Origin of the sequence: Fuscovulum blasticum DSM 2131 (assembly GCF_003034965.1) — a bacterium.
Taxonomy (GTDB): domain Bacteria; phylum Pseudomonadota; class Alphaproteobacteria; order Rhodobacterales; family Rhodobacteraceae; genus Pseudogemmobacter; species Pseudogemmobacter blasticus.
The window spans coordinates 256,337-279,756 of sequence record NZ_PZKE01000001.1; the positions used below are offsets into that span (position 1 = coordinate 256,337).

Sequence of the window (23,420 nt, forward strand, 5' to 3'; positions counted from 1 at the left end):
ACAGAATGAGACTGGGACCAAGCATCGCCCCCTTTGCCCGGGCCACGGAAAACCCGCCCGGGCAGATGGGGCCCTTCTTCCGCTGGGCCCTGCGCGGGGCCTGGCCCGGCATCCTGTGGGCGACGTTCTGGTCGGCAATGGCCGGGTCGCTGGAGGCGGTGTCGGCCACGCTGCTGGGCATGGTGATCGACGCGGCGAATTCCGCTGAACCCGCGCAGGTGTTCGGCCTGCATGGCACGCTGTTCATCGGGTTTGCGCTGTTCTACCTGATCGCGCGGCCGCTGGTGTTCGGGCTGAACACCAGCGCCACCTCGATCACCATCGAGCCGAACCTGTTTCCGCTGATCCTGTCGCGGTTGCACCGCTGGACCATCGGGCAGGCGGTGACGTTCTTCGACAACGATTTTGCCGGCCGCATCGCGCAAAAGCAGATGCAGACGGCGCGGGCGGCGACCGATGTGGTTTCGGGCTGCGTTGAAACGGTGGCCTTCGGCCTGGCCTCGGTGCTGGGGTCAGTGGCGCTGATGGCGGCGATTTCGGGCTGGGCCACGGCGGGGCTGGTGATCTGGGTGATCGCCTATATCGCCTTCATCCGCGGCTTCCTGCGCAAGGTGCGCAAGGCCAGCGGGGCGCGGGCGGCGGCGCGGGCCATGGTGACGGGGCAGATCGTGGATACCGTCACCAACATGAAGACGGTGAAGCTGTTTGCCTCCTCCGGGCATGAGGACCGGGTGGCGCTGGAGGCGATGGAGGGCTTTCGCGACAGCGCGATCAGCTATGGCATCGTGTCTTCATGGTTCCGGTTCTGGCTGATGCTGCTGGCGGGCACGCTGCCGGTGGCGTTGGTGGGCACCACGGTCTGGCTGTATTCGCAAGGCCAGGCCAGCGCGGGCGGAATTGCCGCTGCGGGGGCAATCTCGTTCCGGCTGGCGCAGATGACCGGCTGGGTGTCGTTCAGCCTGATGTCGATCTTCGGCAATCTGGGCGAGGTCGAGGATGGCATCCGCACGCTGACCGCGCCCTATACGCTGGCCGATGCGCCGGATGCGACCGAGCTGCCGCGCGTGCGGGGCGAGATCCGCATGGAAGGCGTCAGCTTTGCCTATGGCCGCAAGACCGGCGACGGGCATGGCGGCGTGGACGGCCTGACGCTGACCATTCAGCCGGGCGAAAAGATCGGCATTGTCGGTGCTTCGGGGGCGGGGAAATCGACGCTCGTCTCGCTGCTGCTGCGGCTTTACGATCCTGAAAAGGGCCGGGTGCTGATTGATGGCATTGATGTGCGCGGTGTCACGCAGGAAAGCCTGCGGCGGCAGATCGGGATGGTCACGCAGGAAACCGCGATGTTCAACCGATCTGCCCGCGAGAACATTCTTTATGGCCGCCCCGATGCCACCGAGGCCGAACTGTTCGCCGCCGCCGAAGCGGCCGAGGCGCATGAGTTCATCTTGCGTATGCGCGATCATCAGGGGCGCAGCGGATATGAAGCGCATCTGGGCGAGCGCGGGGTGAAACTGTCAGGCGGGCAACGGCAGCGCATCGCGCTGGCGCGGGCCTTCCTGAAGGATGCGCCGATTCTGGTGCTGGACGAGGCGACATCGGCCCTGGACAGTGAGGTTGAGGCCAGCATCCAGACCGCCTTGCAGCGGGTGATGCAGGGCAAGACGGTGCTGGCGATTGCGCACCGGCTGTCGACCATTGCGGAAATGGACCGGATCGTCGTGCTGGATGCGGGCCGGATCGTGGAACAGGGCAGCCATGCCGAATTGCTGGCGCCGGGCGGGCTTTATGCGCGTTACTGGCAGCGGCAATCGGGTGGCTTCATCGGCACCGATGACGAAGCGGAGGCGGCTGAGTGAGGATTACCGTCGAACGGCTGGGCCATCTGGGCGATGGGGTTGCGCCGGGGCCTGATGGCCCGATCTTCGCGGCGGGCCTGTTGCCCGGCGAGGTGGCCGAAGGCGAATTGCGCGGTGACCGGCTTGAGGAGGTGCGGATCGTCACCCCCAGCCCCGACCGCGTGCGCCCGGCCTGCGCCCATGCCCGCAGTTGCGGTGGCTGCCAGTTGCAGCATGTCTCCGACAGTTTTCTGGCGGGCTGGAAACAGGGCGTTGTGGCGCAGGCGCTGGCCCAGCAGGGGCTGGAGGCGCCGTTTCGCGGGCCGGTGCTGACATCGCCCCCGGCATCGCGGCGGCGGGCCACGCTGTCGGGGCGGCGCACCAAGGGCGGCGTGTTGATGGGGTTCCATGCCCGGGGCCGCGATCTGGTGATTCCGGTGCCGCAGTGCCGGTTGCTGCACCCTGACCTGATGGCCGGTCTTCCCGCGCTTGAGGCGCTGGTGTCCCTTGGCGGATCGCGCAGTGCCGAGGTGCAACTGACGGTGACGCGCAGCCTTGGCGGGCTGGATGTGGCCGTCAGCGGCGGCAAGCCGGCCGATGCCGCGCTGCGGATGGACCTTGCCCGGCTGGCCGAACAATTCGCGCTGGCCCGGCTGACCTGGGAGGACGAGACGGTGGCCCTGCGGGCCGAGCCGATGGTGCAGGTGGGGGCCGCGCGGGTTGCGCTGCCGCCGGGCGCGTTCCTGCAGGCGACTGAGGCCGGGGAATCGGCGCTGGTCGCTGCGGTGCAAGAGGCGGTGGGTCCGGCCCGGCGGGTGGCCGATCTGTTCTGCGGCCTGGGCACCTTTTCCCTGCCGCTGGCCGCCCGGGCCGAGGTTCACGCGGTGGAAGGCGACTCGGGCCTGACGGCTGCGCTGGACCGCGCCGCCCGCCTGACGCCGGGGCTGAAACGGATCACCGTCGAAACGCGCGACCTGTTCCGCCGCCCGCTGGAAGCGGATGAGATGAAGGGGCTGGACGCGGTGGTGATCGACCCGCCGCGGGCCGGGGCCGAGGCGCAGGCGGCGCGGCTGGCGGCCAGCACCGTGCCGGTGATTGCCATGGTGTCCTGCAACCCGGCCACCTTTGCCCGCGATGCGCGAACGCTGACCGAAGCCGGCTACCGTCTGGACTGGGTGCAGGTGGTGGACCAGTTCCGCTGGTCGGTGCATGTCGAGCTGGCCGCCCGCTTTTCCCGCCAATAACACATCCGTGAGTCGCCCTTGTTTCTGATCGCTGGATCGGACCCGGGTTTTCGGTTAAGACCGGAAAAAAAGAGCAGGCGGAAACGAGTATGCGGGCGTTCAAGATCATTGTGGTCCTGCTGGTCCTTGTCGGACTGGCGGGCTGTGGAAGTTCGAAGTTCAAGCGGTACAACGGCCCGGAGGTGACCTCGGTCCAGGTGCACAAGGGAGAGCGCAAGATGTATCTCCTGCACAATGACAAGGTGCTGAAAAGCTATGACATCGGTCTGGGTTTTGCGCCGGTCGGGCACAAGCAGTTCGAAGGCGACGGCAAGACGCCGGAAGGCACCTATTACATCAGCCACAAGAACCCGAACTCGGAATACCACCTGTCGCTGCGGGTGTCATATCCGAACGAGGCCGACCGGGCCTATGCCAAGAGCATGAACAAGTTGCCGGGCGGCGACATCTTCATTCATGGCGGGCCGAAACGGAAAGTTGACCGGCGCGACTGGACGGCGGGCTGTGTGGCCGTGACCGACAAGCAGATCGAAGTCATCTATTCGATGATCAAGCCGGGAACGCCGATCCACATCCTGCCCTGATCGCGGGCGCAGGCCCTTGACGGCAGCCCCGCCGGCCATACGATCCGGCGGGAAATACGGGTGTCGTGGAGCACGAGTTATGGATGACGAGACCCGGTTCCCCCGGGTGGACGGCCCCTCTTACCTGGCCTTTCTGGATGCCGTTCACCGGGTCATGGCCTTTGGCTGCTATCTGGAAATCGGATGCCGGACAGGGCGCACCATCGCGCCCGTCCGGGGCCCGACGATCGCTGTTGATCCGTTCTTCAAGGTTGAGAGCAATGTGATCGGCTCGAAGCCCAGCCTGTTGTTGTTCCAGCAGAAAAGCGATGATTTCTTCGCCTCGCGCGTGCTTGAGAAGCTGGGAATTCGCGTATCCTTCGCGTTCCTCGACGGGCTGCACCTGTTCGAATACCTGCTGCGCGATTTCATCAATACCGAGGCGCACAGCCGCCCCGAAGGCGTGATCGCCCTGCATGACTGCGTGCCCTTCGGCGAAGGGATGCTGACCCGCGATCTGGAAAACCTGCCGCGCGGCGCCTGGACGGGGGATGTCTGGAAGCTGATCCCGATCCTGCAACACTACCGGCCCGATCTGAAGATCACGGTGCTGAACTGCCAGCCCACCGGGCTTGTGCTGATTTCCGGGCTGGACCCGGTGAACACGGTGCTGCGGCAGGCCTATGACCGGATCATTGCCGACTGGACGGATGTGGATCTTGTGCCCTACGGGCTTGACCGGTTCTTCGGCAGCTTCGCCCTGACCGACGCGCGATCTTATGCCAAGGCGGGCTTTCCCGATTTCAGGCGCGTTGCACGGCGACCGGACACGTTGAAAACCCCCGTGCCGGTCAGCCCCTGATCTTGCGGCGGCGGATCAGCCGCCGGTGACCATCGTCCACCAGATCTTGCCGTTGCTTTCCTGGAACCAGGCAAAGCCCAGATCGCGGGCGGCGGGGTCCAGAATCACGGCGCGGGTGTCGGCCTGGGCCATCCAGGCGGACAGGGTTTCCAGTTCGGTCTGGTAGGTTTCCGAAATCAGCTCGCCCATCAGGCGGCCGGTGTAGCCCACCCGCTGCACCCGCACGAGCGGCGAAGAGCCATCGGAACCGAAATGCCAGGGCCGGTTCTGCACCGACATGTCGCGCGAATGGGTTTCGGCGGCGGCGTTGAGCTGGGGGTTCAGCGCCATCGCCTGCAGGCCCTTGGCCGACCGCAGCGCGTTCACGCCATCCAGCAGGCGATAGGGGATTTCGGCCGCGACCGCGGGGGTGATCTGATAGACGCGGGGCAGCGGCTTGCCGTCCGCGCCCAGTTGCGCGCCGCCTCCGCCCGACACACAGCCGGCAACCAGCAGGGCGGGAGCCATCAGGACAAGGGCGCGTCTGTTCATGTCATTTCACCAGCTATTGGGGGCCCCGGACGGGCAAATTGCGCCCTCCCTTTAGCGAAAGCCCCGGCAACAGGCAAACCCAAGTCTGCGTGAACTTGCGGGTTGACGGGTCTTTGATTTGCGACTTTCTGCCGGAAGGAGTAACTTCCCGCCAAATCCGATGTGTCAGGAGTGTATGATGACTGCCGAAAGGCTTCCGCGCAGAGCGTTTCTTGGGGCCGCCGCTGCCCTTGGGACTGGTCTGCTGACCGTTCCGGCCCGCGCCCAGGACGGCACCACCGAATTCGCGCCGCCCGCGTCCAGCACGATCCGCAACAACATCTCAAGTTTCCGGATGCTGGACTGGAAGCAGTACTTCGACAACACCAAGAAGGGCGCGATCCTGGTGGATATCACCTCGCGCGCGCTGCATTTCTGGTCGGAAGATCAGTCGGTTTACCGGCTGTATCCCACCTCGGTGCCGCTGTCGGAAGACCTGACGCGCCGTGGCCGGACCGAAGTGGTGCAGAAGGTGGTGAACCCGCCGTGGCGCCCGACGCCTTCGATGAAAGAACGCAATCCCGAATGGCCCGATGTGGTTGAAGGCGGCGCGCCGGATAACCCGCTTGGCACCCGCGCGATGTATCTGAGCTGGACCTATTACCGAATCCACGGAACGCACGATACCCGCAAGATCGGCCGGAAATCATCGAACGGTTGTATCGGCCTGTACAATGAACACGTCGAAGAACTCTACGACATGGTGAAGATCGGGACGCAAGTGTTGCTAATTTGACAATACCTTCGCCGGCGAAGCTGCAACGAAACAAGCCGGATTGCAAAATTTCGTTGCGGCTGCTTAGAGGGCGTTACGAGGAAAAAATTGGGTGCATGCCGTCGCCTCTGCAATCTCGATGGTGTGCCGTAACTGGAGGCTAACATGAAGAAACTCGCGCTCGCCGCTGTGCTCTCGGCCGCTGCTACGTCGTCGTTCGCTGGCGGCATGGTTGAGCCGGTGATGGAACCGGAAGTCGTCAAGGCTCAGACCTCGTCGTCGGCCGGCGGCATCATCATCCCGCTGCTGCTGCTCGTTCTGGTGGCTGCTGCTGCTTCGAACTGATTTCGGTCTGACCGAAGAAAAGGCGGCAGCCTAGCTGCCGCCTTTGTCATTTCTGCAGGGCCGATTCAGCGTTGGTTCTGCCTGGCAGCGGCGCCAGTTTCAGCGGCGCAGCCAGCCCGACAGGTTGTCCTCGATCACGGCGACAAGGGCCGAGATATGGGCGGCATCGTCGTTCAGGCAGGGAATGTAGGTGAATTCCTTGCCGCCCGCGTGTTCAAAACTTTCGCGGATCTCGCCGTTGATCTCTTCCAGCGTTTCGATGCAGTCGGCCGAGAAGGCCGGTGCGATCACGGCAATGTGCTGTTTGCCCTGACGGGCCAGCTCGGCCACATGATCCACCGTATAGGGTTTCAGCCATTCTTCCGGCCCGAACACCGACTGGAAGGTGGTGTTGATCATCTCGGGCGCCCAGCCCAGCCGTTCGCGCAGCAGCCGCGTGGTCTTGGCGCATTGGCAATGGTAGGGGTCACCCTCCATCAGATAGCGCTTCGGCATCCCGTGATAGCTGGCCACCAGAACATCGGGCTTGCGTTCAAGGCTGTTCCAGGCGCGTTCAACCGACTGGGCCAGCGCGTCGATGTAAAGCGGATGGTCGAAGTATTCCGGCACGGTCCGCACCGCCGGCTGCCGTTTTTCCTGCATCAGCGCACGGAAGAACTGGTCATTCGCGGTGGCCGAGGTCGCGCCGGCGTAATGCGGATACAGCGGGAAGAACACGATCTTCTCGCAGCCCGCATCAACCATCGCGCGCACCTTTGATTCGGTGGACGGGTTGCCGTAGCGCATACAGAAATCGACCATCACATCGGCCCCGTGCCGCGCGGACATCGCTTCGGCAATCCGGGCGGTCTGCGCCTTGGTGATGGTCATCAACGGGCTTTCGTTCAGCTCGTGATTCCAGATTTCCTGGTAGTTGTGTCCCGAGGAGAACGGCCGCTTGGACAGGATCACCAGTTGCAGCAGCGGCTGCCACTTCCAGCTTGGGTAGTCGATGACCCGCTTGTCCGAGAGAAACTCGTTCAGGTAGCGCCGCATCGACCAGTAGTCATAGCCATCGGGCGTGCCCAGGTTGGCCAGCAAGACCCCGATCCGTGGTCGCCGCACCGGCGGGTGGTCTGCGGGGGCGTGGGCCAGCCGCCCCTGACCCGCCGCGAGGAAGCCGTCGCCGTTCCCGTTCGGGGGCAGGGCGTCCTTGGCTTCGCGGGAATCCGGCATGATGTCGCTTTCTTAGGGGGCGCAGTCCTAGCGGAGATAAAGGGTTATGCGCCGGGGTCAACCGTCCTGAGACGATGTGGGCAACGGACGCTCGGTCACATTCAGGGCATCGGCCAACCGTTGGGCAGCCGATCCGGGGCGCAAGGGTTGTTGCTGGCTTTCGTGCGGGGCCCACCCGGTAAGGCAGACGATTTCGAAGGTGGCGGTGATCCGGCCACCTTCGGCCGGGAAGCTGCGCGCCAGGATTTCCGCCGCCCGAAGAAAGACGGCGCGGCGCGTCGGCCGGCGCAGGCGGGCGGCAAGGGCATTGGTTTCCCCCATGGCGCGCAGGTCTGCGGCCAGATGGAACAGGTCACGATACTGCACGATGCGGGTAAAACTGTCGGCCACCGGCAGGGCCAGACCGGCCCGCTGCACCAGCGCCCCCAGATCGCGGATGTCGCCCATGGGCACCACGCGCGGCGACAGCCCGCCCGACACCTCGGCCTCGGCCTCGGCCAGCGCGCTGCGCAGTTCGTGCAAGGTGCGGCCGCCGAACATCAGCCCGATGAACAGGCCATCGGGGCGCAGGGCGCGGCGGCACTGGATGATCTGGCCCAGCGGATCATCCGCCCAGTGCAGCGCCAGCGCATGAACCACCAGATCTTGCGTCGCGGGGGCCAGGTCCAGCACCTCGGCATCCTCGACCACGCGCGCCTGCGGCAGGGCAGTCTGCCACAGAGCCGGAAAACCCGTCACCACGCTGGCGGACGTAAAGGCCCTGTTAACCAGTTCCAGCCTTTCCTGAACCTCGGCAACCGCCTCGTCCTGCAGGAACAGGGCCGGTTCAGGCGACCGCAGCGCACGGGCGCGGGCGCGCAGCAGGGCCGGTCGGTCGGTCAGCGGGGGGTGGGCCATGGGTGTGATCTTTGGGGGCAGACGGGCATGATGCAAGCCTTGATCCATGCGCTTTACCCGCCGCAGTGCATGACCTGCAAGGCGCTGGTGGCCACAGACTTCGGCCTTTGCGGCGATTGCTGGCGCGCAACGCCCTTCATCACCGGGCTGGCCTGCCGGAAATGCGGCGCCCCCCTGCCCGGTGACCCGGAGGACACCGCGCTTTGCGACGACTGTCTGCAGATCGCCCGCCCGTGGGAGGCAGGGCGCGCCGCCATGCTGTATCAGGACAATGCGCGCAAGATCGTGCTGGCCCTGAAGCATGGCGACCAGATGGAAATGGCGCGCCCCGCCGGCGACTGGCTGGCGCGGGCGGCGCAGCCCTTGCTGCGGCCCGGGATGGTGGTGGTGCCGGTGCCGCTGCACTGGCTGCGGATGCTGCGGCGCAAATACAACCAGTCGGCCCTGTTGTCGGCGGCGCTGGCGCGTGCAACCGGGCTGGAGCATTGCCCGGACGCCCTGATCCGGCAGCGCAACACCGGCAGTCAGGAAGGACGCAGCCGGGATGCCCGCTTTGCCAGCCTGCAAGGCGCCTTTGCCGTTCACCCGCGCCGGGCAACCCGGATTGCCGGGCACCCTGTCCTGCTGGTCGATGATGTGATGACCTCGGGCGCGACTTTCGCCGCTGCGACCGAAGGGTTGATGGCGGGCGGCGCGGCTTCTGTTTCGGTTGTGTCACTGGCACGCGTTGCGAAGCAGGCCTAAATCCCTATAGTCCGTGCCGGACAAGGGATTAGGCCATGAAACCCGTCGAGATCTATACAACCCCGACCTGCCCCTATTGCCTAGCGGCCAAGCGGCTGCTGAACCGCAAGGGCGTGCCCTTTATCGAAACGGATGTCAGCCGCGATCCGGCGCAGCGCCGGGTGATGATGGACAGGTCTGGTGGCTATACCGTGCCGCAGATTTTCATTGGCGGACAGCCCGTCGGTGGCAGCGATGACCTGCACGCGCTGGAGCACAGGGGGCAGCTTGACGCGCTGCTGGCTGACTGATGCGCGCCGCCCTGATCCAGTTGAATGTCAGCGATGACCCGCAGGCGAACCTTGTGCAGACGCTGGACTGTTGCCGTCAGGCGGTGGCCGGCGGGGCAGGCTTTCTGCTGACGCCCGAAATGACGAACGGCCTGTCGTCAAGCCGTGACCATCAGCGCAGCGTCTTCCGGCATGAAGAGGACGATGAGACGCTGGCCGCGCTGCGGGCGTTCGCGGCGCAGGCCGGGATCTGGCTGCTGATCGGGTCGCTGGGTCTGCTGACCCATGATGCGGACGGGCGGTTTGCCAACCGTTCCTTCCTGATCGGGCCAGAGGGCGACATCCGGGCCCGGTATGACAAGATTCACATGTTCGACGTGAACGTGTCGGAAACCGAGGTTTACCGCGAAAGCGCCAGTTATCGCCCCGGGGGCCGGGCGGTGGTGGCCGAGGCGCCCTTTGGCCCTGTTGGCATGGCGGTCTGTTACGACCTGCGTTTCCCGCACCTGTTCCGCCGGCTGGCGCAGGGCGGCGCGCGGGTGCTGACCATTCCGGCGGCCTTCAACCACATCACGGGCGCGGCGCATTGGGAAACGCTGGTCCGGGCACGGGCTATCGAGACCGGGTGCTTTGTTCTGGCACCGGCGCAAACCGGGTTTCACGCCGAATCGCAGGGCAAGGGCCGCCGCACCCATGGTCATTCGCTGGCCGTGGCCCCTTGGGGCGAGGTTCTGGCGGATGCCGGAACCGAACCGGGCGTGACTTTTTTCGATCTTGATCTCTCACAGGTCGATCAGGCGCGGGGTCGCGTGCCCTCGCTGCACCATGACCGCGGGTTCGACGGGCCATGAGCACCGAGCGCAACGACGACATTGCGGTAGCCCTGTTTGGTGAGCTGTTCATGGCTGACCAACTAGCGCGCAACCGCGTGTCGAAGGCGCTGCCGCGCGGAATGGAACTGTCGCATTTTTCGGTTCTGAACCATCTGGCGCGGGTGGGCGATGAACGCACCCCGGCCCAATTGGCGCGGGCGTTTCATGTGACGCGTGGCGCGATGACCAATACGCTGACCCGGCTGGAATGGGCCGGGCATGTTCACATTCGCCCCGACTGGGATGATGCCCGGCAGAAGTTTGTGTCGATCAGCCCCTCGGGCCGGGCTGCGCGCGATGCCGCGGTGCAGGCGGTGGCACCGATGATTGCCGATGTGGTGGCGGCGCTGGGTGCGGACCGGGTGCGCGCCGTCCTGCCCGTGCTGCGCGAGATGCGGGCACGGCTGGAACAGGACAACTGACCCGAAAGCCGGAAACCGGATCGTAACCACTTGACCCAGATAGTTGGGCTGCGTGGTTCCGTGGCCGCGCGGAATCGGGGGTGGTCCATGCCGGCACAGACAGACAGCCTGACCGTGGTCATCACCGGCGCCAACGGGCGGGTGGCCGGGCTGTTGCGGCGGGTGTGGTCAGATCGCCCGCCGCGCGGCCTGTCGGTTCTGTGGTCGGCCCGGTGCCCGGGGCATGGCCTTCATTGGGATCTGCTGTCCGCCCCGGCCCCGGGCCTGCCACGGGGTGCGGTGATCCTGCATCTCGCCGGCGTGGTGCGTGGGTCTGGTATGGCCGCCAATCCCCGTATGATCCCGGCCCTGATGTCCGCCGCCCATGCCAGCGGTGCGGCAGCGGTGGTTCTGGCTTCAACCGTGGCTGTCTATGCCCCGGGGCCATTGCCTGCGGCAGAAGACCAGACACCCGCCCCGGTTTCCGCCTATGGAGTATCAAAACTTGAGGCCGAGGAAGCGGCCTTTGCTGCCTCTGGCGGTTTGCCGGTCACGGCGTTGCGAATCGGCAATGTTCTGGGGGCGGATGCGCTGTTCGGGCTGGGTGGAACGGCCCCCCTGCGCCTTGACCCGGTGCCGGGGCAGGTCGATGGACCGCTGCGGTCCTGGATCGGGCCGCAGACGCTGGCGCTTTGCCTGCCGGCCTTGCTGCGGTTGGCGGCGGCGGGGCAGTTGCCGCCCCTGCTGAACCTTGCGCAACACCCGCCCTTGCCGATGGCCGCGCTGCTGCGCGCCTCCGGGCGTGTCTGGGATTGGGGCGCGCCCAACCCGGCCGTCGTGGCGGCGCATGTGCTGAACACCGAACGGCTGGCGCGATGGGTCAGGTTGCCACCGGCCACGCCCGCAGGGCTGCTGGCCGAACTGTCCGGGCAGGAGGTTGCCGCATGACCCCGGCAAAGCGGGCCTTCGACCTGTCGCTTGCCGTGGTGCTGGCGGTGCTGCTGGCCGTGCCCGGCCTGCTGATCGCGGCCTGGCTGTGGGCGCGCGGGGGCGGGCCGGTGTTCCATGTTGCCGAGCGTATGGCGGCCCCCGACCGCCCCTTCCGGCTGTGGAAGTTCCGCACGATGATGCCCGCCGGCGTTGCCGATCAGGGGGTTTCGGGCGATGACAAGGCGGCCCGCATCACGCCGGAAGGGCGGTTCCTGCGCCGCGCCCGGCTGGATGAACTGCCGCAACTCTGGAACATCCTGCGCGGCGACATGAGCTTTGTGGGGCCGCGCCCGCCCCTGCGCGCCTATGTCGAGCGGTTCCCCGATCTTTACGCGGCAGTCTTGCGCAGCCGCCCGGGCCTGACCGGGCTGGCAACGCTGGTCTTTCACCGGCACGAAGGGCGGATTCTGGCCCGCTGCCGCACCGCGGCCGAGACCGATGCCGTTTATGCCCGTCGCTGCGTTCCCCGAAAGGCGCGGCTGGATCTGCTTTACCAGCGCAGGGCCTCGGTCTGGCTGGATGTCTATATCCTGGTGCAAACGGGGCTGCGGGTGATGGGCCTTGCAAGGGGTGGCGTTCGCCGGCAAGGCGCCAGGATCGGGCGGATGCCGCGGCATCTGATGCTTGTCCTGTCGCGCCGGATGTCACGCCGGGCCAAGCAACTGGTGCTGTGGGGCATCGACATCATTTCGGCACCCGTCGCGCTGTATCTGGCGGGCGCGGTTGTGCACGCGGCGCCCTGGCCTGACCCGGCCTTGTTGCGCCATGGCGAAATCTTCGGGCTGATCGCGCTGGTTACCGCCGGCATCTCGCTGGCGCTTGGCCTGCCACGGATCAAGCTGCAAACCTATGAAAGCCTTGGCACCACAGGGCTGCTGCCCATGGCTGCGCTGGTCACATTGGCGCTGGCCATCATGACCCGCGGGCTGGATTTGCAGTTTCCGCTGGCCGGGCTGGTGGCATTTTCGCTGATCCTGCATCTGGGGGCGCTGGCTGCCCGGTTGTCGCTGCTGCTGCTGCTGCGCTGGGCGCTGCGGTCGGGGCAGCCGCAGACGCGGGTTCTGATCTATGGCGCAGGGCCAACCGGGCAACAACTGGCCTCGGCCCTGCGATCCCATGCCGGGATTGCCGTCTATGGTTTCGTCGATGATGATCCTTCGCTGGCGCGGCAGCGGCTGGGCGGGTTGCCGATCCACGCGCCGGACCGGCTTGCCCATGTGGTGCGCAGCTATGACATCGCGCGGGTGATCCTGGCGATGCCGGATCTTTCGGCACCGAAACGGGCGCAACTGGGCCGCCGCCTGCGGACCCTGGGCCTTGAGGTGCAGGTTCTGCCCTCATTCGCGCAACTGGTGGGAACCGAGCGGCTGGTTGACACGCTGACGGCACTGCAGCCGGATCGTTTTCTTGGCCGCGACCCCGTGGTGAAAGGTTTGCCCGACCCGGGCGAAAGCTATGGCTGGCGCAATGTGCTTGTCACCGGGGCGGGCGGGTCGATCGGGGCGGAACTGTGCCGGCAGGTGCTGGCCTGCCGCCCGCGGCGGCTGGTGCTGTTCGATCTGTCCGAAGCCGCGCTGTATCAGATCGACCGCGAGCTTTCGGATCTGAACGCCGACGGCTGGACCGAGGTGGTGCCGGTGCTGGGCTCGGTCACCGATCCGGTCACGGTAGAGCGGATATTGCGCCAGCATGAGGTTGAGATCGTTCTGCACGCGGCGGCCTACAAGCATGTTCCGCTGGTTGAGGCGAACCCGCTGCCCGGGCTGGTGAACAATGTCACCGGCACCCGCGTTCTGGCCACGGCCTGCCGACAGGCGGGCGTGGGCCGCTTCATCCTGATTTCCACCGACAAGGCCGTGCGACCGGCGAATGTCATGGGGGCGTCGAAGCGGCTGGCGGAAATGGTGGTGCAGGATCTGGCCCGCCGCAGCCAGACCACCCGCTTTGCCATCGTGCGCTTTGGCAATGTTCTGGGGTCATCCGGGTCGGTCATTCCGCTGTTCAAGGACCAGATCGCCCGGGGCGGCCCTGTTACCCTGACAGATGAGGATGTCACCCGCTATTTCATGACGATCGAGGAAGCCTGCCGCCTGGTCCTGCTGGCCGGTGCGCTGGATGCCGCTGCGGAGACGGCGGATGCCGATGTCTTCGTGCTGGACATGGGGCGCCCTGTCCGCATCCGCGACCTGGCCGAACATCTGATCCAGGCGGCCGGCTATACGCTGCGCGACGACGTGAACCCGGCTGGCGATATCGAGATTCGCGTGATCGGTCTGCGTCCGGGCGAAAAGCTGCATGAAGAGTTGCTGATCGGCGACGGGCTGTTGCCCACCCCCCATCCGCGCATCCTTCGGGCGCGGGAGGCTGCGCCTGAACCTGTGGCTGTGGCCGCGATGCTGCAGGAAATCGGGCGTTGTGCCGTGACCGGCAGTCCCGAGGCTGCACGGCGGCTTGCGCTTGGGGTCGTCCATGCCCATGATGCCGGAAAAGGCCGGGTGAACGCGGCCGGCGGCATATGAACGCATAACGGGTTTCGGGCCATGAATTGCCCTGTCCGTTGCATGAGGGGGGTGACGTTTGGCGCGACTGACCCAGCGGCAATGGCGGATGGCGGCCTGCCTTTCGGGGCTGGCCTTGGCAACCGCTTTTCCGGCGCAGGCCGAGATGAAGCCAACGCTCAGTTTCCGCGGCGTTCCCGGTGTTATCGACATGCCGTCCGGCGAAAGCCAGCCCGACGGCACCTTTTCGATGAGCGCCTCGCATTTCGGCGGAATTCGCCGGGGCGCCCTCAGCTTTCAGATCTCGTCCCGCGTTGCCGCCACCTATCGGTTCGAAAGGGTGGGCGACTGGAACGCGCTGTTTCCCGGCGATTCCTCGACCTACGAAGGTAAGAGCTTTGACCTGCGGTTCACCCTGCTTGAGGAAACCGACAGCCTGCCGTCTGTGACCCTTGGCCTGCAGGACGTGTTCAACACCGGCAAGGACGGTGCGGAATATATCGCGGCAACCAAGACCTTTGGCGACCGGCTGAAGGTCACCGCCGGCGTGGGCTGGGGGCGGCTGGGGTCATACGGGTCGATGGGGTCACCCTTCGGCGCGCGCCCGGTCAGCGATTTCGGTCTGGGCGGCAAGCCCGAACCCGAAAACTGGTTCGCCGGCCCGGCCGCCGCCTTTGCCGGCGTGGAATGGAAGATCAACGACGCCTGGACGGTCAAGGCCGAGTATTCGTCGGATGCCTATGCCGAATACGCCGGAACCCGGGATGTGTTCGAACGGGACAGCCCGCTGAACTTTGGGGTCGAATACAGCCGTGGCCGGTTCTTCAAGGCCGGCCTCTATTCGCTGTACGGGTCCGAGATCGGGCTTTCCTTCCAGCTTGTGCTGGACCCCAAGACCGCCATCGCCCCCGGCGGCCGGGCCCCGGTGGCGATTGGCAAGCGCCCGTCGCGCTCCGCTGACCCCGAGGCCTATGACGGTGGCTGGGTTACCCAGCCCGACGCCGGAACCGTGTTGCAGGCCAACCTGGCCAAACGGCTGGCGGTTGATGGCATCCGGGTCGAGGGGTTGGCCTATAGCCCCGGCAAGGCGCAGTTGCGCATCCGGTCAACCCGGGCCGAACCCGAAGCGCAGGTCATCGGCCGGGTCGCCCGTGCGATGAGCCATGTGATGCCGGCCTCGGTCGAGGTGTTCGAGATCGTTCCGGTGGCGCAAGGTATTGGTGTGTCAAAGATCACCGTGCGCCGGTCTGATCTTGAGGCGCTTGAACATATCGCCGGCAACCATGCCGCGATCCGCGACCGCGTGGTGATCAGCGATGCTGGCCCCGTTCCCGAAGGCCTGGTCTTCCCCGAGGATCGCTATCCCAAGTTCACCTGGAGCCTGAAGCCCGCGTTGCGGCTGAGTTCCTCGCTCAAGGGCGATGCGGGTCTCCGGTTGCGCGGCACCTATGAGATTCAGCCGGGCCTGATCCTTGGCGGATCGGTTTATCAGACGTTGACTGGCCGGCCTGCGGCTGACCCGGCAACGCCGGGCCCGCTGCCGCCCGTGCGCAGCCGCAGCGCCGAATACCTGGAGAACGGCGAACCCGCGCTCGAATCGCTGACGCTGGCCTGGTATGCCCGGCCGGCCGAGAATTTCTATTCGCGCGTCACCGTTGGCTATCTTGAAACCATGCACGCCGGCATTTCTGCCGAACTGCTGTGGAAGCCGGTCGATAGCCGGCTGGCGCTGGGCGTCGAGGTGAACCACACCAAGCAGCGGGATACCGATGGCGGGTTCGGCTTTGGTGAGTTCGACTATGAGGTCACCACCGGCCATGTGTCGGCTTATTACGATTTCGGGCGCGGCTATTCCGGCCAGCTTGACGTCGGCAAGTACCTGGCCGGCGATGTGGGCGCGACCCTGTCGCTGGACCGTGAGTTTGCCAACGGCTGGCGGTTTGGCGCCTTTGCCACGCTGACCGACGCCTCGGATGAGGAATTCGGTCCGGGCTCGTTTGACAAGGGCATCCGCGTCACCATCCCGCTTGACTGGCTGATGGGCCGCAAGGCCGGAAACAGCGTCAGCCGCACCTTCCGGCCCTATTCCAGCGATGGTGGCGCGCGGCTGAACGTCTCGGGGCGGCTGTATGAGACGATTCGCGACTATCAGGGCAATGAGCTGGACGACCAATGGGGAAGCTTCTGGCGATGAGGCGCGCATTTCCCCTTGCCGTTCTGCTGGCGGCCGGCCTTGTTCTTGCCGGCTGCGGCGGCAAGTCGCCGCTGACCGCCGTGATGGGCAGCGCGCAGAAGATAATCGGTGGCAAAAAGCAGGCCGCGCCGGGCCGCAGCACGCTGACCGCCGCCGAGATTGCCGCCTATGACAAGCCGCTGATGCGGGTGCAGATCGCCGCGCTGGGGCTGGACAGTTATCTGACGCTGCGCGACCGCGATGGCGATGTGGCAACCTGGCAGGCACCCACCGGGGCCACCTTCAGCCTCCGCGACGGGGTGCTGATCGAAACGCGCGGTCTCAGCCTTGATCTGATGTCGTCAGCCGCCCCTTCCCCGGCGCAACTGGCGCGGACGGGGGCGCCCTACAGCCGGACCTTCTTCGTCAGCGGTTTTGAAAACGATGTAGATCAGCGGTCTTACACATGCAGCACAGAGGCTGTGCCGGATGAGGCGCCCGCTAGGCGGCACCTTCGCCATCTGCGCGAAACCTGCCAGAGATCCGGTGGAAAGCTGACATCGGATTACTGGATTGATGGCCGAACGGTCCGGGCGTCACGGCAATGGGCCGGTCCGGGCGCCGGCTTTGCGGTGTTTGAAACGATCAAGGAGTAGTATTCCGCAAGTAGAATATGTTGGGAACTGTGTGGAATTGAGCACAGACCCCCGCATAAAAATGCCCCGGCTTTTTTGACCGTCTACACGATGCTATCAAAAGATATAACTTTTCTATGAACACATCACTTTTGAGGAGACCAGAATGAACAAGCTTGTCGCGTCCATTGCAGCCCTCTCGCTGAGCGCATCCGTCGCCTTTGCCGGTGGCCCGGTTGTCGTGGTCGAAGAAGGCCAGCCCGAGGTGGTTCAACAACAGTCCTCGTCCAGCGTCGGCGCCCTGCCGATCCTGATCGGCCTTGTCCTGCTGTGCGCCGTCGCCTGCGGTGGTGGCAGTGACGACCCGGAGCCGCAGCTCGAGGAACAATAACATTTCTGCAGATTGGCGGATCGGTCGTGAGACAAAATTGACCGCCAATCTGGTTCAGAACGGTTTCGACAAGAGTGCCCTTACTTCCAACCGGAGAAATGCCATGAAGAAGCTTGTTGCTGCCATCACTGCGCTTTCCCTTGGCGCCTCGGCCGCCTTTGCGGGTGGTCCTGTCGTTGTCGTTGAAGAGCCCCCGCCCGAGGTTGTTCAACAACAGTCCTCATCCAGCGTCGGCTTTCTGCCGATCCTGATCGGGGTTGTCCTGCTCTGCGCCGTCGCCTGCGGTGGTGGCAGTGACGACCCGGAACCGCAGCCTGCGGGCTAAGACGATTTTGCGGGGGTGGGCGGCAGTTCGGCTTGCCGCCCAACCTGACGCGCCCTGAATTCCATGCGGAGAATTGCCATGAAGAAGATTGTCGCCACTCTTGCGGCCTTGTCCCTCAGCGCTTCGGTTGCCTTTGCCGGCGGCCCTGTTGTGGTGGTTGAGGAAGGCCAGCCCGAGGTCGTTCAACAACAATCCTCGTCCAGCGTTGGCGCCCTACCGATTCTGATCGGCCTTGTCCTGCTCTGTGCCGTTGCCTGCGGCGGCGGCAGCGACGATCCGCAGCGGGGGGAAGAACCCGCGCTGGACTGACATCACCTCCCAGGAGAACACGCTCAGTCGTGATGGCCGGGTCCGCGTTGGCGGGCCCGGCATATTTTTTGGAACGTCCCGCGCTGATCGACGGCCGTCAGTAGTCCTTCTCGAAATACACCCCGACACCGCTGTCGCCGTCTGAATCGACGCGGCCCTTGATGGTGACACCGGGTTTGACATCAAGGTTCAGGTTGATACGGCTGTTGCCGTCCTGGCCCAGATCAATTTCCGTGTAGACGTTCTTGGAAATGTACTTGCCGGCCTTGACCGAGACGCTGCCGCTGTCATCGGTGCCGACATCCAGATCGTCGAAGCCGAAACTCTTGCGCAGTTTCCCGACCAGCCCTTCGCCGCCCCGCCCGGCCAGAACGGCCACCGCATTGGCAAGCTGTGCCGCCTGGAAGGCCGACAGCGTATCAAGCCCGCGCCCGAACAACAGCCAGGACAACACCTCTTCCTGTGGCAGTTCGGGGCTTGAGGAGAAGGTGACCACAGGTTCGTTCGCCGGCCCTTCGATCGAGACGGTGCTGGTGACACCATCGGTTTCGTTCGAGGCGGAAACTTTCAGGAAGGGAATGAAGTCGCCCTCCATCGCAAGCGAGGCTTCGGTCAGCACCAGACGTTTGCCCAGAATATCAAGCCGGCCACGGATTAGGTCCAGCCCGCCCGAGGGGACGATGGCGCGCAGGCTGCCGCCAAGGCGCAGGGTGCCACCAAGTTCGGCATCCAGTCCGCGGCCACGCAGGAAGATGCGGCTGGGGGCGGAAATGATCAGGTCCAGCGCCCAGTCGGGCATCCCGCCGCCCGAGGCGCTGCTTCCGCCACCCGACCCTGCGGCGCCAACACCCGCGCGGCTACGGGTTGCACGCACGGGCGCCGGGTCGTTCACATGGCGCACCGCCTCAAGCTCGGCCGCGGTGGCAAAGCCGGTCGAGGGCACGCGCAGCTCGGTCTCGCCGACGTTCACTTCGCCGGCAAGCCGGGCTCGGCCCATCAGCGGGCCGTTCAGCGTCAGCCCGCCGGAAACGATGGTCTCGTAAAGCTCGGGGTCGCGCAGGCGCAGGCCGTCGATCTGCACCGTCAGGTCGCCCGGATAGGGCGAGGTCAGCCCGACGGGACCATCGACGCGCAGCCGCCCACCGCGCGGGCCTTCGCCGGTGGCGGTCAGCCGCACCCGGCCATTGCCCAGATCGGCGGCCACCGCCAGACGGTTCAGCGACAGGCCGCGCGCCGGAATGGCAAGTTTGCCGCCCGACAGCGTGGCCCGGCCTGACAGCGCCGACAGGCCCCAGGCCCCGTTCAGCCGCAGGTCATAGGACAGCGCGCCGTCTACGCTGACCGGGTCGATGAAGCCATTGGCCACGCCGGCCTGCGCCGTGCCCTGAAGTGTCAGGTCTGCCCTTGCGCCTGCGGTTCCGGCCACACGGGTATTGATGCCGCCGGGGCCGGTGACGCGAAGGTCCACCACCTGATCGGTGCCGCGCGGTTCAAGGCTGCCGGTTACCGAGACGGGGCCGGGGAACTGCGCCACAAGCAGGGCAAGATCGCGCAGGCGACCATCCACCCGCAGACGCGGACCGTTGCCTTCGGATCTGGCGGTCAGGGTCAGGCTTTGGCCGGCCAGATCAAGGTTGTCCAGGCGCGGGGCACCATCGACCAGCCGCGCTGCGGCGGTCAGCCGCGTTTCGCCCGCCAGCACCCGGTCAACCTCGGGCTGGCCGATGCGCAGGCCGCGGGCATCGCCGGTCAGAGTCAGGGCGGCGTTGCTGGCATCTCCGGCAAAGGTTCCTTCGGCCGACAGGCTGCCCCCCAGACTGGGGCGAATGTCGGCCAGAGAGCCAATATCGACCCGGCCTTTCAGCGTGCTTGTCTGCGACGACAATTCGCCCGAGGCCGAGGCCTTGACCGAGGCGGCACCGAAATCCATCGCCCGCAGATGGGTGCCGGTTTCATCGCGCAGGATGGATGCGGTCAGCGTGGCATCGCCCGCCATGAGGCGGTCAGCCTCGGGTTGGCCAACCTTCAGCCCGCGCGTCGTGGCCGCGATCACCGCATCGAAGGCGCCACTCAGGGCGCTGGCCTGCCCCTCAAGCTGCAGCGTGCCAGACCCGCCCAACGGCCGCCCGGCCAGGCCCGAGAGCCGTCCGAAATCGGCCAGCGTCGCCTTGACCGTGCCGCTGGTCCGCAGGCCTTCGGATAGGCCTTCCATCTGCAAGGCGCCGGTCAGGTCATAGCCTTCGCCGGTAACCGAAAGCTGCGGCAGCGACAGGGCATCCGCGCCTTCGACCCAGGAAAACGCCAGCTTGCCGCCCAGGTTGGCGCCCATGGCCTGCGCCACCGCCGGATCGCGCGGGGCGGCGCCGGTCAGCCGGAAATCCAGCGTGCCGTCAACGCCGCCCTTGCCGGCGGTCCGCTCGATCCGGCCTTCGCCGGAAAGCGTGGCCTGGGTGGCGGAAAAGTCGGGCTGATCCAGCCCGTCCACGGTGATCTGCGCTGTCCAGAGGTTGCCGGTGGCGGCATCGAACTTCAGCGAAAGATCCGCCGCAGCCACGCGGGTGACCCCCTCACCCGGCAGCGGCAGGGCAACGGGGCTGCGGTCTGGCAGGCCCAGTTGGCCGGTCAGATCAAAGGCCTGCGGCAAGCCGTCATCGGCCAGCGCAAGGCTGCCGCGCAGGTCCAGCGCCCGCGCTGTCAGGTGCAACTGGTCCAGCAGCAGGCGGCCGGTCGGGAAGGTGGTGCCCGAAACGTCCAGCGCCACGCGGTCGCCCAGAAACTCGGCATATTCCGGCACGAACAGCGGCGCGGGGTTGCCCTGAAGCTGCGCCGCGAAATCGCGCGCCCCATCTTCGGTGGCCTTGATCGTGATCGGCCCCGACAGGCGTGGAGCCCCGTCACTTTCCAGCCGGAAACTGGCGTTGAAATCGTCCAGCGTGCCGGTGCCATCCAGCGTCAGCCCGACGGCAGGTTCCCCCGGCAACCCCAGCAGTTTCGCGGCGATGCCGCCCTTGTCCTCAACCGCGGCCAGCGCCACGTCCAGTTGCCCGGTTGCGTTGGCATAGCCTGCGGTCAGCGTCACCTTGCCATCGGGGCCGTCATCGGTGCGCTCGATGGTAACCGAGATGTCGCCTTCACCCCCGGCCAGTTCGACCGAGGCGCTGACCACGCCCTCGACCGGCTCGCCCAGAATATCGGGGCCCAGCACCAGTTCACGCGCCGCGATTTCGCCCACCTTCACCGAAACCGGCAATTCGGGCAGGCTGAACCCCTTGGCTTCGGGTGACGGCAGGCTTTCCTCGTCAGACGCGGGCCAGCGTTGCAGCACGATCTTCTCGGCGGTCAGCGCGTTCACCTCGACCCGGCCCGCCAGCAGCGAAGACCGGCTCCAGTCCAGCACCACGCCGTCAAGCGTGATCCAGATGCCCTTGTCATCTGAAATCTCGATCCGCTGCACGGTGGCCTGCGACGACAACGCCCCCGCAAAGCCGGTGATCGTCACCTTGCGGCCGGCAGAGGACAGGTTGTCCTCAAGAAAGGCGGTCAGATAGCCGCGATCATCCTCTTGCGCGGCGGCGATGCCGGCCGAGGTGATCAGGATGCAGGAAAGGAATACGCCGCGCATCAGAACGATTGCCCCAGACCGATATAGACCTGCACCCCGTCGCCCGTGTCGCCCCCCACCGGGGCGGCCACATCCAGCCGGATCGGGCCGAAGCCGGTTTCATAGCGCAGGCCCAGGCCCGCGCCGGCGTGCCAGTCGCTGAGCACGCCATCGAACCCGTCCACCCCGATCTGCCCGGCATCGACAAAGCCGACGATGCCGATCTTTTCGGTGATCCGTGTCCGCACTTCGGCAGAGCCGGCCAGCATGTGCGTGCCGCCAATCATGAAGGCCGGGCCGAAGCCGCGTGTGACGGATACGCCCAGCGAGCGGTAGGGTTGCCCCCGCACCGTGCCGCCGCCGCCCGAGAAGAACAGATCGTCGCGCGGGGTTTCCAGCAGATCGCTGCCAAGGATCGCACCGCCCTGGAAGCGCACTGCCAGCGTCACCCCGTCCTTGGCGCCAAAGCTGCGGTAGCCGCGGGCGTCGAAGGTCAGCCGCACGCCAGAGCCGGTGGTCCCAAGGCCCAGGAACGGTTTGACGGTGGCATCAAGGTAAAACCCCTTGTGCGCGTCGGTCGTGTTGTCGCGCCGGTCCCATGTGGCACCAAGTGGCAGCGAAAGGTTGCGGAAGCGGAAATCGCCGCCCGGGTCACTGCCATCAATGTATTCATAGGCGACGCCGGCGCGGATCGTCAGGCTGTCCGAGAAGTAATGCGTCAGCGACAGCCCGGCCTTGGCGAAATCGGCGGCATAGTCCACCTCGTCCAGATGGCCGATCTTGGCCGACAGGCTGGCGGTCGTATCGGGTGAAAAGGTGGCGGGCCGGTCCAGCGTGAAGCCCAGGGCGTAATCGACACCGCTGACACTGGACCCGATGTTGGTGATTTCGGCGTCGATCTTCAGCCGTTCGCCACCGCCCAGAAGGTTGCGGTGCAGCCAATAACCGGTCAGCGACAGCCCGTCGATGGTGGCCGCTTCGGTCCCGATGGAATAACGTCGGGGCTTCTGTTCGGCCACCGCGACATTGATCGGCAACAGCCCGTCAGCCGTCAGCCTTTCGCCCTCGGTCAGCGTGACCGAGGAGAACACGCCCGACCGCCGCAGCCGTTGCGCGGCGCGGTCCATCTCGGACTGGCTGAACCTTTCGCCCTGGCGCAGACCGGCGATCTTGATGATCCGCTGCACCTCCATCCGCTTGGCGCCGGTCACGATGGTGGGACCAAAGCGCAGTTCGGGGCCGGGGTCCAGCGCGATGTCGGCCGAAAGGCGGGCATCGGCGTGATTGGCCAGAATGTCCTGCCGTGTGGTCTTGGCACGGGCGTGGCCGGCTTCGCGCCAGGCCAGGATTGCAGCCCCCGCCGCATCTTCCACCACGCCGGCACGGGCCGGCTGGCCGGGGGCAAAACCTTCGGGCAGCTTGGTTCCGCCGGCCAGCGGGGCAATGCGGGTTGTGCTGAAGGCGAATTGCGGGCCCGGGTCCACCCGCACCGTGATGGTGCCGATCCGCGACGGGGCGTCCAGCGGGGCGATCCCCGCCGCCTCGCGCCCGTCAATCAGGATGTGGATGACGGCCGAATAATGCCCTTCGGCATAAAGCGCGCCCAGGATGCGGGCATAATCCGACCGGGCCGCCGCGAACATGTCCTGCGCATCGGTGGCACCGTCGGTCTGTTGTGCCAGCAGAAGCGAAGCGCCGCGCACCGCCTTTTCAACCGCGTCGCCGCCCGAGGAAACGGTGAAGTCCAGCCGGTCCAGGGCAAAGGAGGGCAGGGCGGATGCCAAGGCAAATGCCATGGCAACACCCGAGACCCGACAACGAAAAGACCTGGCACGCGACACGACAACCCCCGGTAGCTTGGGCACCAACTATGGCAATTGGCCGGGAAAGGGCAACAAGTCTTGGTGCCTCAGGCTGGCGCGGGCGCGATGTGCCACCGTCATGCCGCTGTCACCCCGGTATG

Annotated in this window: 22 protein-coding genes; 17 read left to right on the forward strand and 5 right to left on the reverse strand. The window is 66.0% G+C overall.

Features of this window, described 5'->3' with window-relative positions; all coding sequences use genetic code 11:
* Positions 1 to 5 precede the first annotated feature (5 nt).
* The 4 genes from C5F44_RS01230 to C5F44_RS01245 all read left to right on the forward strand — a co-directional run bounded on the left by C5F44_RS01230 (position 6) and on the right by C5F44_RS01245 (position 4,507).
* Positions 6 to 1,859, forward strand: coding sequence for an ABC transporter ATP-binding protein (locus C5F44_RS01230; protein ID WP_107671670.1), 1,854 nt, complete (start codon positions 6 to 8; stop codon positions 1,857 to 1,859).
* Entirely contained in the window at positions 1,856 to 3,082 is a 1,227-nt protein-coding gene (locus C5F44_RS01235; RefSeq protein WP_107671671.1) for a class I SAM-dependent RNA methyltransferase, read from the forward strand. Before C5F44_RS01230 ends, C5F44_RS01235 begins: the two co-directional genes overlap by 4 nt.
* 89 nt (positions 3,083 to 3,171) lie before the next feature.
* Positions 3,172 to 3,666, forward strand: a complete 495-nt coding sequence (locus C5F44_RS01240) for a L,D-transpeptidase family protein (RefSeq protein ID WP_107671672.1) — start codon at positions 3,172 to 3,174, stop codon at positions 3,664 to 3,666.
* Positions 3,667 to 3,745: 79 nt separating this feature from the next.
* Complete coding sequence (locus tag C5F44_RS01245; protein ID WP_107671673.1) at positions 3,746 to 4,507, forward strand: class I SAM-dependent methyltransferase; 762 nt, start codon at positions 3,746 to 3,748, stop codon at positions 4,505 to 4,507.
* A 15-nt stretch (positions 4,508 to 4,522) separates the two neighbouring features.
* On the opposite strand, the gene dalA is transcribed toward C5F44_RS01245, so the two are convergent.
* Positions 4,523 to 5,014, reverse strand: a complete 492-nt coding sequence (dalA, locus tag C5F44_RS01250; RefSeq protein WP_235822473.1) for a divisome-associated lipoprotein DalA — start codon at positions 5,012 to 5,014, stop codon at positions 4,523 to 4,525.
* Between the two features lie 202 nt (positions 5,015 to 5,216).
* Between dalA and C5F44_RS01255 the strand changes: the two genes are divergently transcribed.
* Both C5F44_RS01255 and C5F44_RS01260 read left to right on the forward strand, forming a co-directional pair.
* Positions 5,217 to 5,813 (forward strand): L,D-transpeptidase, encoded by a 597-nt coding sequence (locus tag C5F44_RS01255; protein ID WP_164681940.1) that lies wholly within the window; start codon positions 5,217 to 5,219, stop codon positions 5,811 to 5,813.
* A gap of 144 nt (positions 5,814 to 5,957) precedes the next feature.
* On the forward strand, positions 5,958 to 6,137 hold the full coding sequence (locus C5F44_RS01260; protein ID WP_107671675.1) for a hypothetical protein: 180 nt from the start codon (positions 5,958 to 5,960) through the stop codon (positions 6,135 to 6,137).
* 99 nt (positions 6,138 to 6,236) lie between these two features.
* Here C5F44_RS01260 and hemH read toward each other — a convergent pair whose 3' ends face one another.
* Positions 6,237 to 7,352 carry a ferrochelatase gene (gene hemH / locus C5F44_RS01265; RefSeq protein ID WP_107671676.1) on the reverse strand — a complete coding sequence of 372 codons (1,116 nt, stop codon included), beginning with the start codon at positions 7,350 to 7,352 and terminating at the stop codon, positions 6,237 to 6,239.
* Positions 7,353 to 7,409: 57 nt separating this feature from the next.
* Complete coding sequence (locus tag C5F44_RS01270; RefSeq protein ID WP_107671677.1) at positions 7,410 to 8,249, reverse strand: methyltransferase domain-containing protein; 840 nt, start codon at positions 8,247 to 8,249, stop codon at positions 7,410 to 7,412.
* A 30-nt stretch (positions 8,250 to 8,279) separates the two neighbouring features.
* Here C5F44_RS01270 and C5F44_RS01275 point away from each other — a divergent pair, with 30 nt between their 5' ends.
* From C5F44_RS01275 to C5F44_RS01325, 11 genes are all read left to right on the forward strand, one after another.
* On the forward strand, positions 8,280 to 8,993 hold the full coding sequence (locus C5F44_RS01275) for a ComF family protein (RefSeq protein ID WP_107671835.1): 714 nt from the start codon (positions 8,280 to 8,282) through the stop codon (positions 8,991 to 8,993).
* Between the two features lie 35 nt (positions 8,994 to 9,028).
* Entirely contained in the window at positions 9,029 to 9,283 is a 255-nt protein-coding gene (gene grxC / locus C5F44_RS01280) for a glutaredoxin 3 (RefSeq protein ID WP_107671678.1), read from the forward strand.
* Positions 9,283 to 10,113, forward strand: a complete 831-nt coding sequence (locus C5F44_RS01285; RefSeq protein WP_107671679.1) for a carbon-nitrogen hydrolase family protein — start codon at positions 9,283 to 9,285, stop codon at positions 10,111 to 10,113. The genes grxC and C5F44_RS01285 overlap by 1 nt, the downstream gene beginning before the upstream one ends.
* A complete protein-coding gene (locus tag C5F44_RS01290) occupies positions 10,110 to 10,556 on the forward strand; it encodes a MarR family winged helix-turn-helix transcriptional regulator (RefSeq protein WP_107671680.1) in 447 nt (148 codons plus the stop codon). Before C5F44_RS01285 ends, C5F44_RS01290 begins: the two co-directional genes overlap by 4 nt.
* Before the next feature lie 87 nt (positions 10,557 to 10,643).
* Entirely contained in the window at positions 10,644 to 11,483 is an 840-nt protein-coding gene (locus C5F44_RS01295) for an NAD-dependent epimerase/dehydratase family protein (protein ID WP_107671681.1), read from the forward strand.
* Complete coding sequence (locus C5F44_RS18300; protein WP_181318140.1) at positions 11,480 to 14,044, forward strand: polysaccharide biosynthesis protein; 2,565 nt, start codon at positions 11,480 to 11,482, stop codon at positions 14,042 to 14,044. Before C5F44_RS01295 ends, C5F44_RS18300 begins: the two co-directional genes overlap by 4 nt.
* A gap of 58 nt (positions 14,045 to 14,102) precedes the next feature.
* Positions 14,103 to 16,217, forward strand: a complete 2,115-nt coding sequence (locus C5F44_RS01305) for a YjbH domain-containing protein (protein ID WP_235822474.1) — start codon at positions 14,103 to 14,105, stop codon at positions 16,215 to 16,217.
* A complete protein-coding gene (locus C5F44_RS01310) occupies positions 16,214 to 16,852 on the forward strand; it encodes a YjbF family lipoprotein (protein WP_181318141.1) in 639 nt (212 codons plus the stop codon). Before C5F44_RS01305 ends, C5F44_RS01310 begins: the two co-directional genes overlap by 4 nt.
* Before the next feature lie 145 nt (positions 16,853 to 16,997).
* A complete protein-coding gene (locus tag C5F44_RS01315; protein ID WP_107671685.1) occupies positions 16,998 to 17,222 on the forward strand; it encodes a hypothetical protein in 225 nt (74 codons plus the stop codon).
* 37 nt (positions 17,223 to 17,259) lie between these two features.
* Positions 17,260 to 17,547 carry a hypothetical protein gene (locus tag C5F44_RS01320; protein ID WP_146161884.1) on the forward strand — a complete coding sequence of 96 codons (288 nt, stop codon included), beginning with the start codon at positions 17,260 to 17,262 and terminating at the stop codon, positions 17,545 to 17,547.
* 78 nt (positions 17,548 to 17,625) lie between these two features.
* Positions 17,626 to 17,856, forward strand: coding sequence for a hypothetical protein (locus tag C5F44_RS01325; RefSeq protein WP_107671687.1), 231 nt, complete (start codon positions 17,626 to 17,628; stop codon positions 17,854 to 17,856).
* A gap of 97 nt (positions 17,857 to 17,953) precedes the next feature.
* Here the strand turns inward: C5F44_RS01325 and C5F44_RS01330 are convergent, their stop codons facing one another.
* Positions 17,954 to 21,478 carry a translocation/assembly module TamB domain-containing protein gene (locus tag C5F44_RS01330; protein ID WP_107671688.1) on the reverse strand — a complete coding sequence of 1,175 codons (3,525 nt, stop codon included), beginning with the start codon at positions 21,476 to 21,478 and terminating at the stop codon, positions 17,954 to 17,956.
* Positions 21,478 to 23,253 carry an autotransporter assembly complex protein TamA gene (locus C5F44_RS01335; protein WP_107671689.1) on the reverse strand — a complete coding sequence of 592 codons (1,776 nt, stop codon included), beginning with the start codon at positions 23,251 to 23,253 and terminating at the stop codon, positions 21,478 to 21,480. Before C5F44_RS01335 ends, C5F44_RS01330 begins: the two co-directional genes overlap by 1 nt.
* Positions 23,254 to 23,420: the final 167 nt, after the last annotated feature.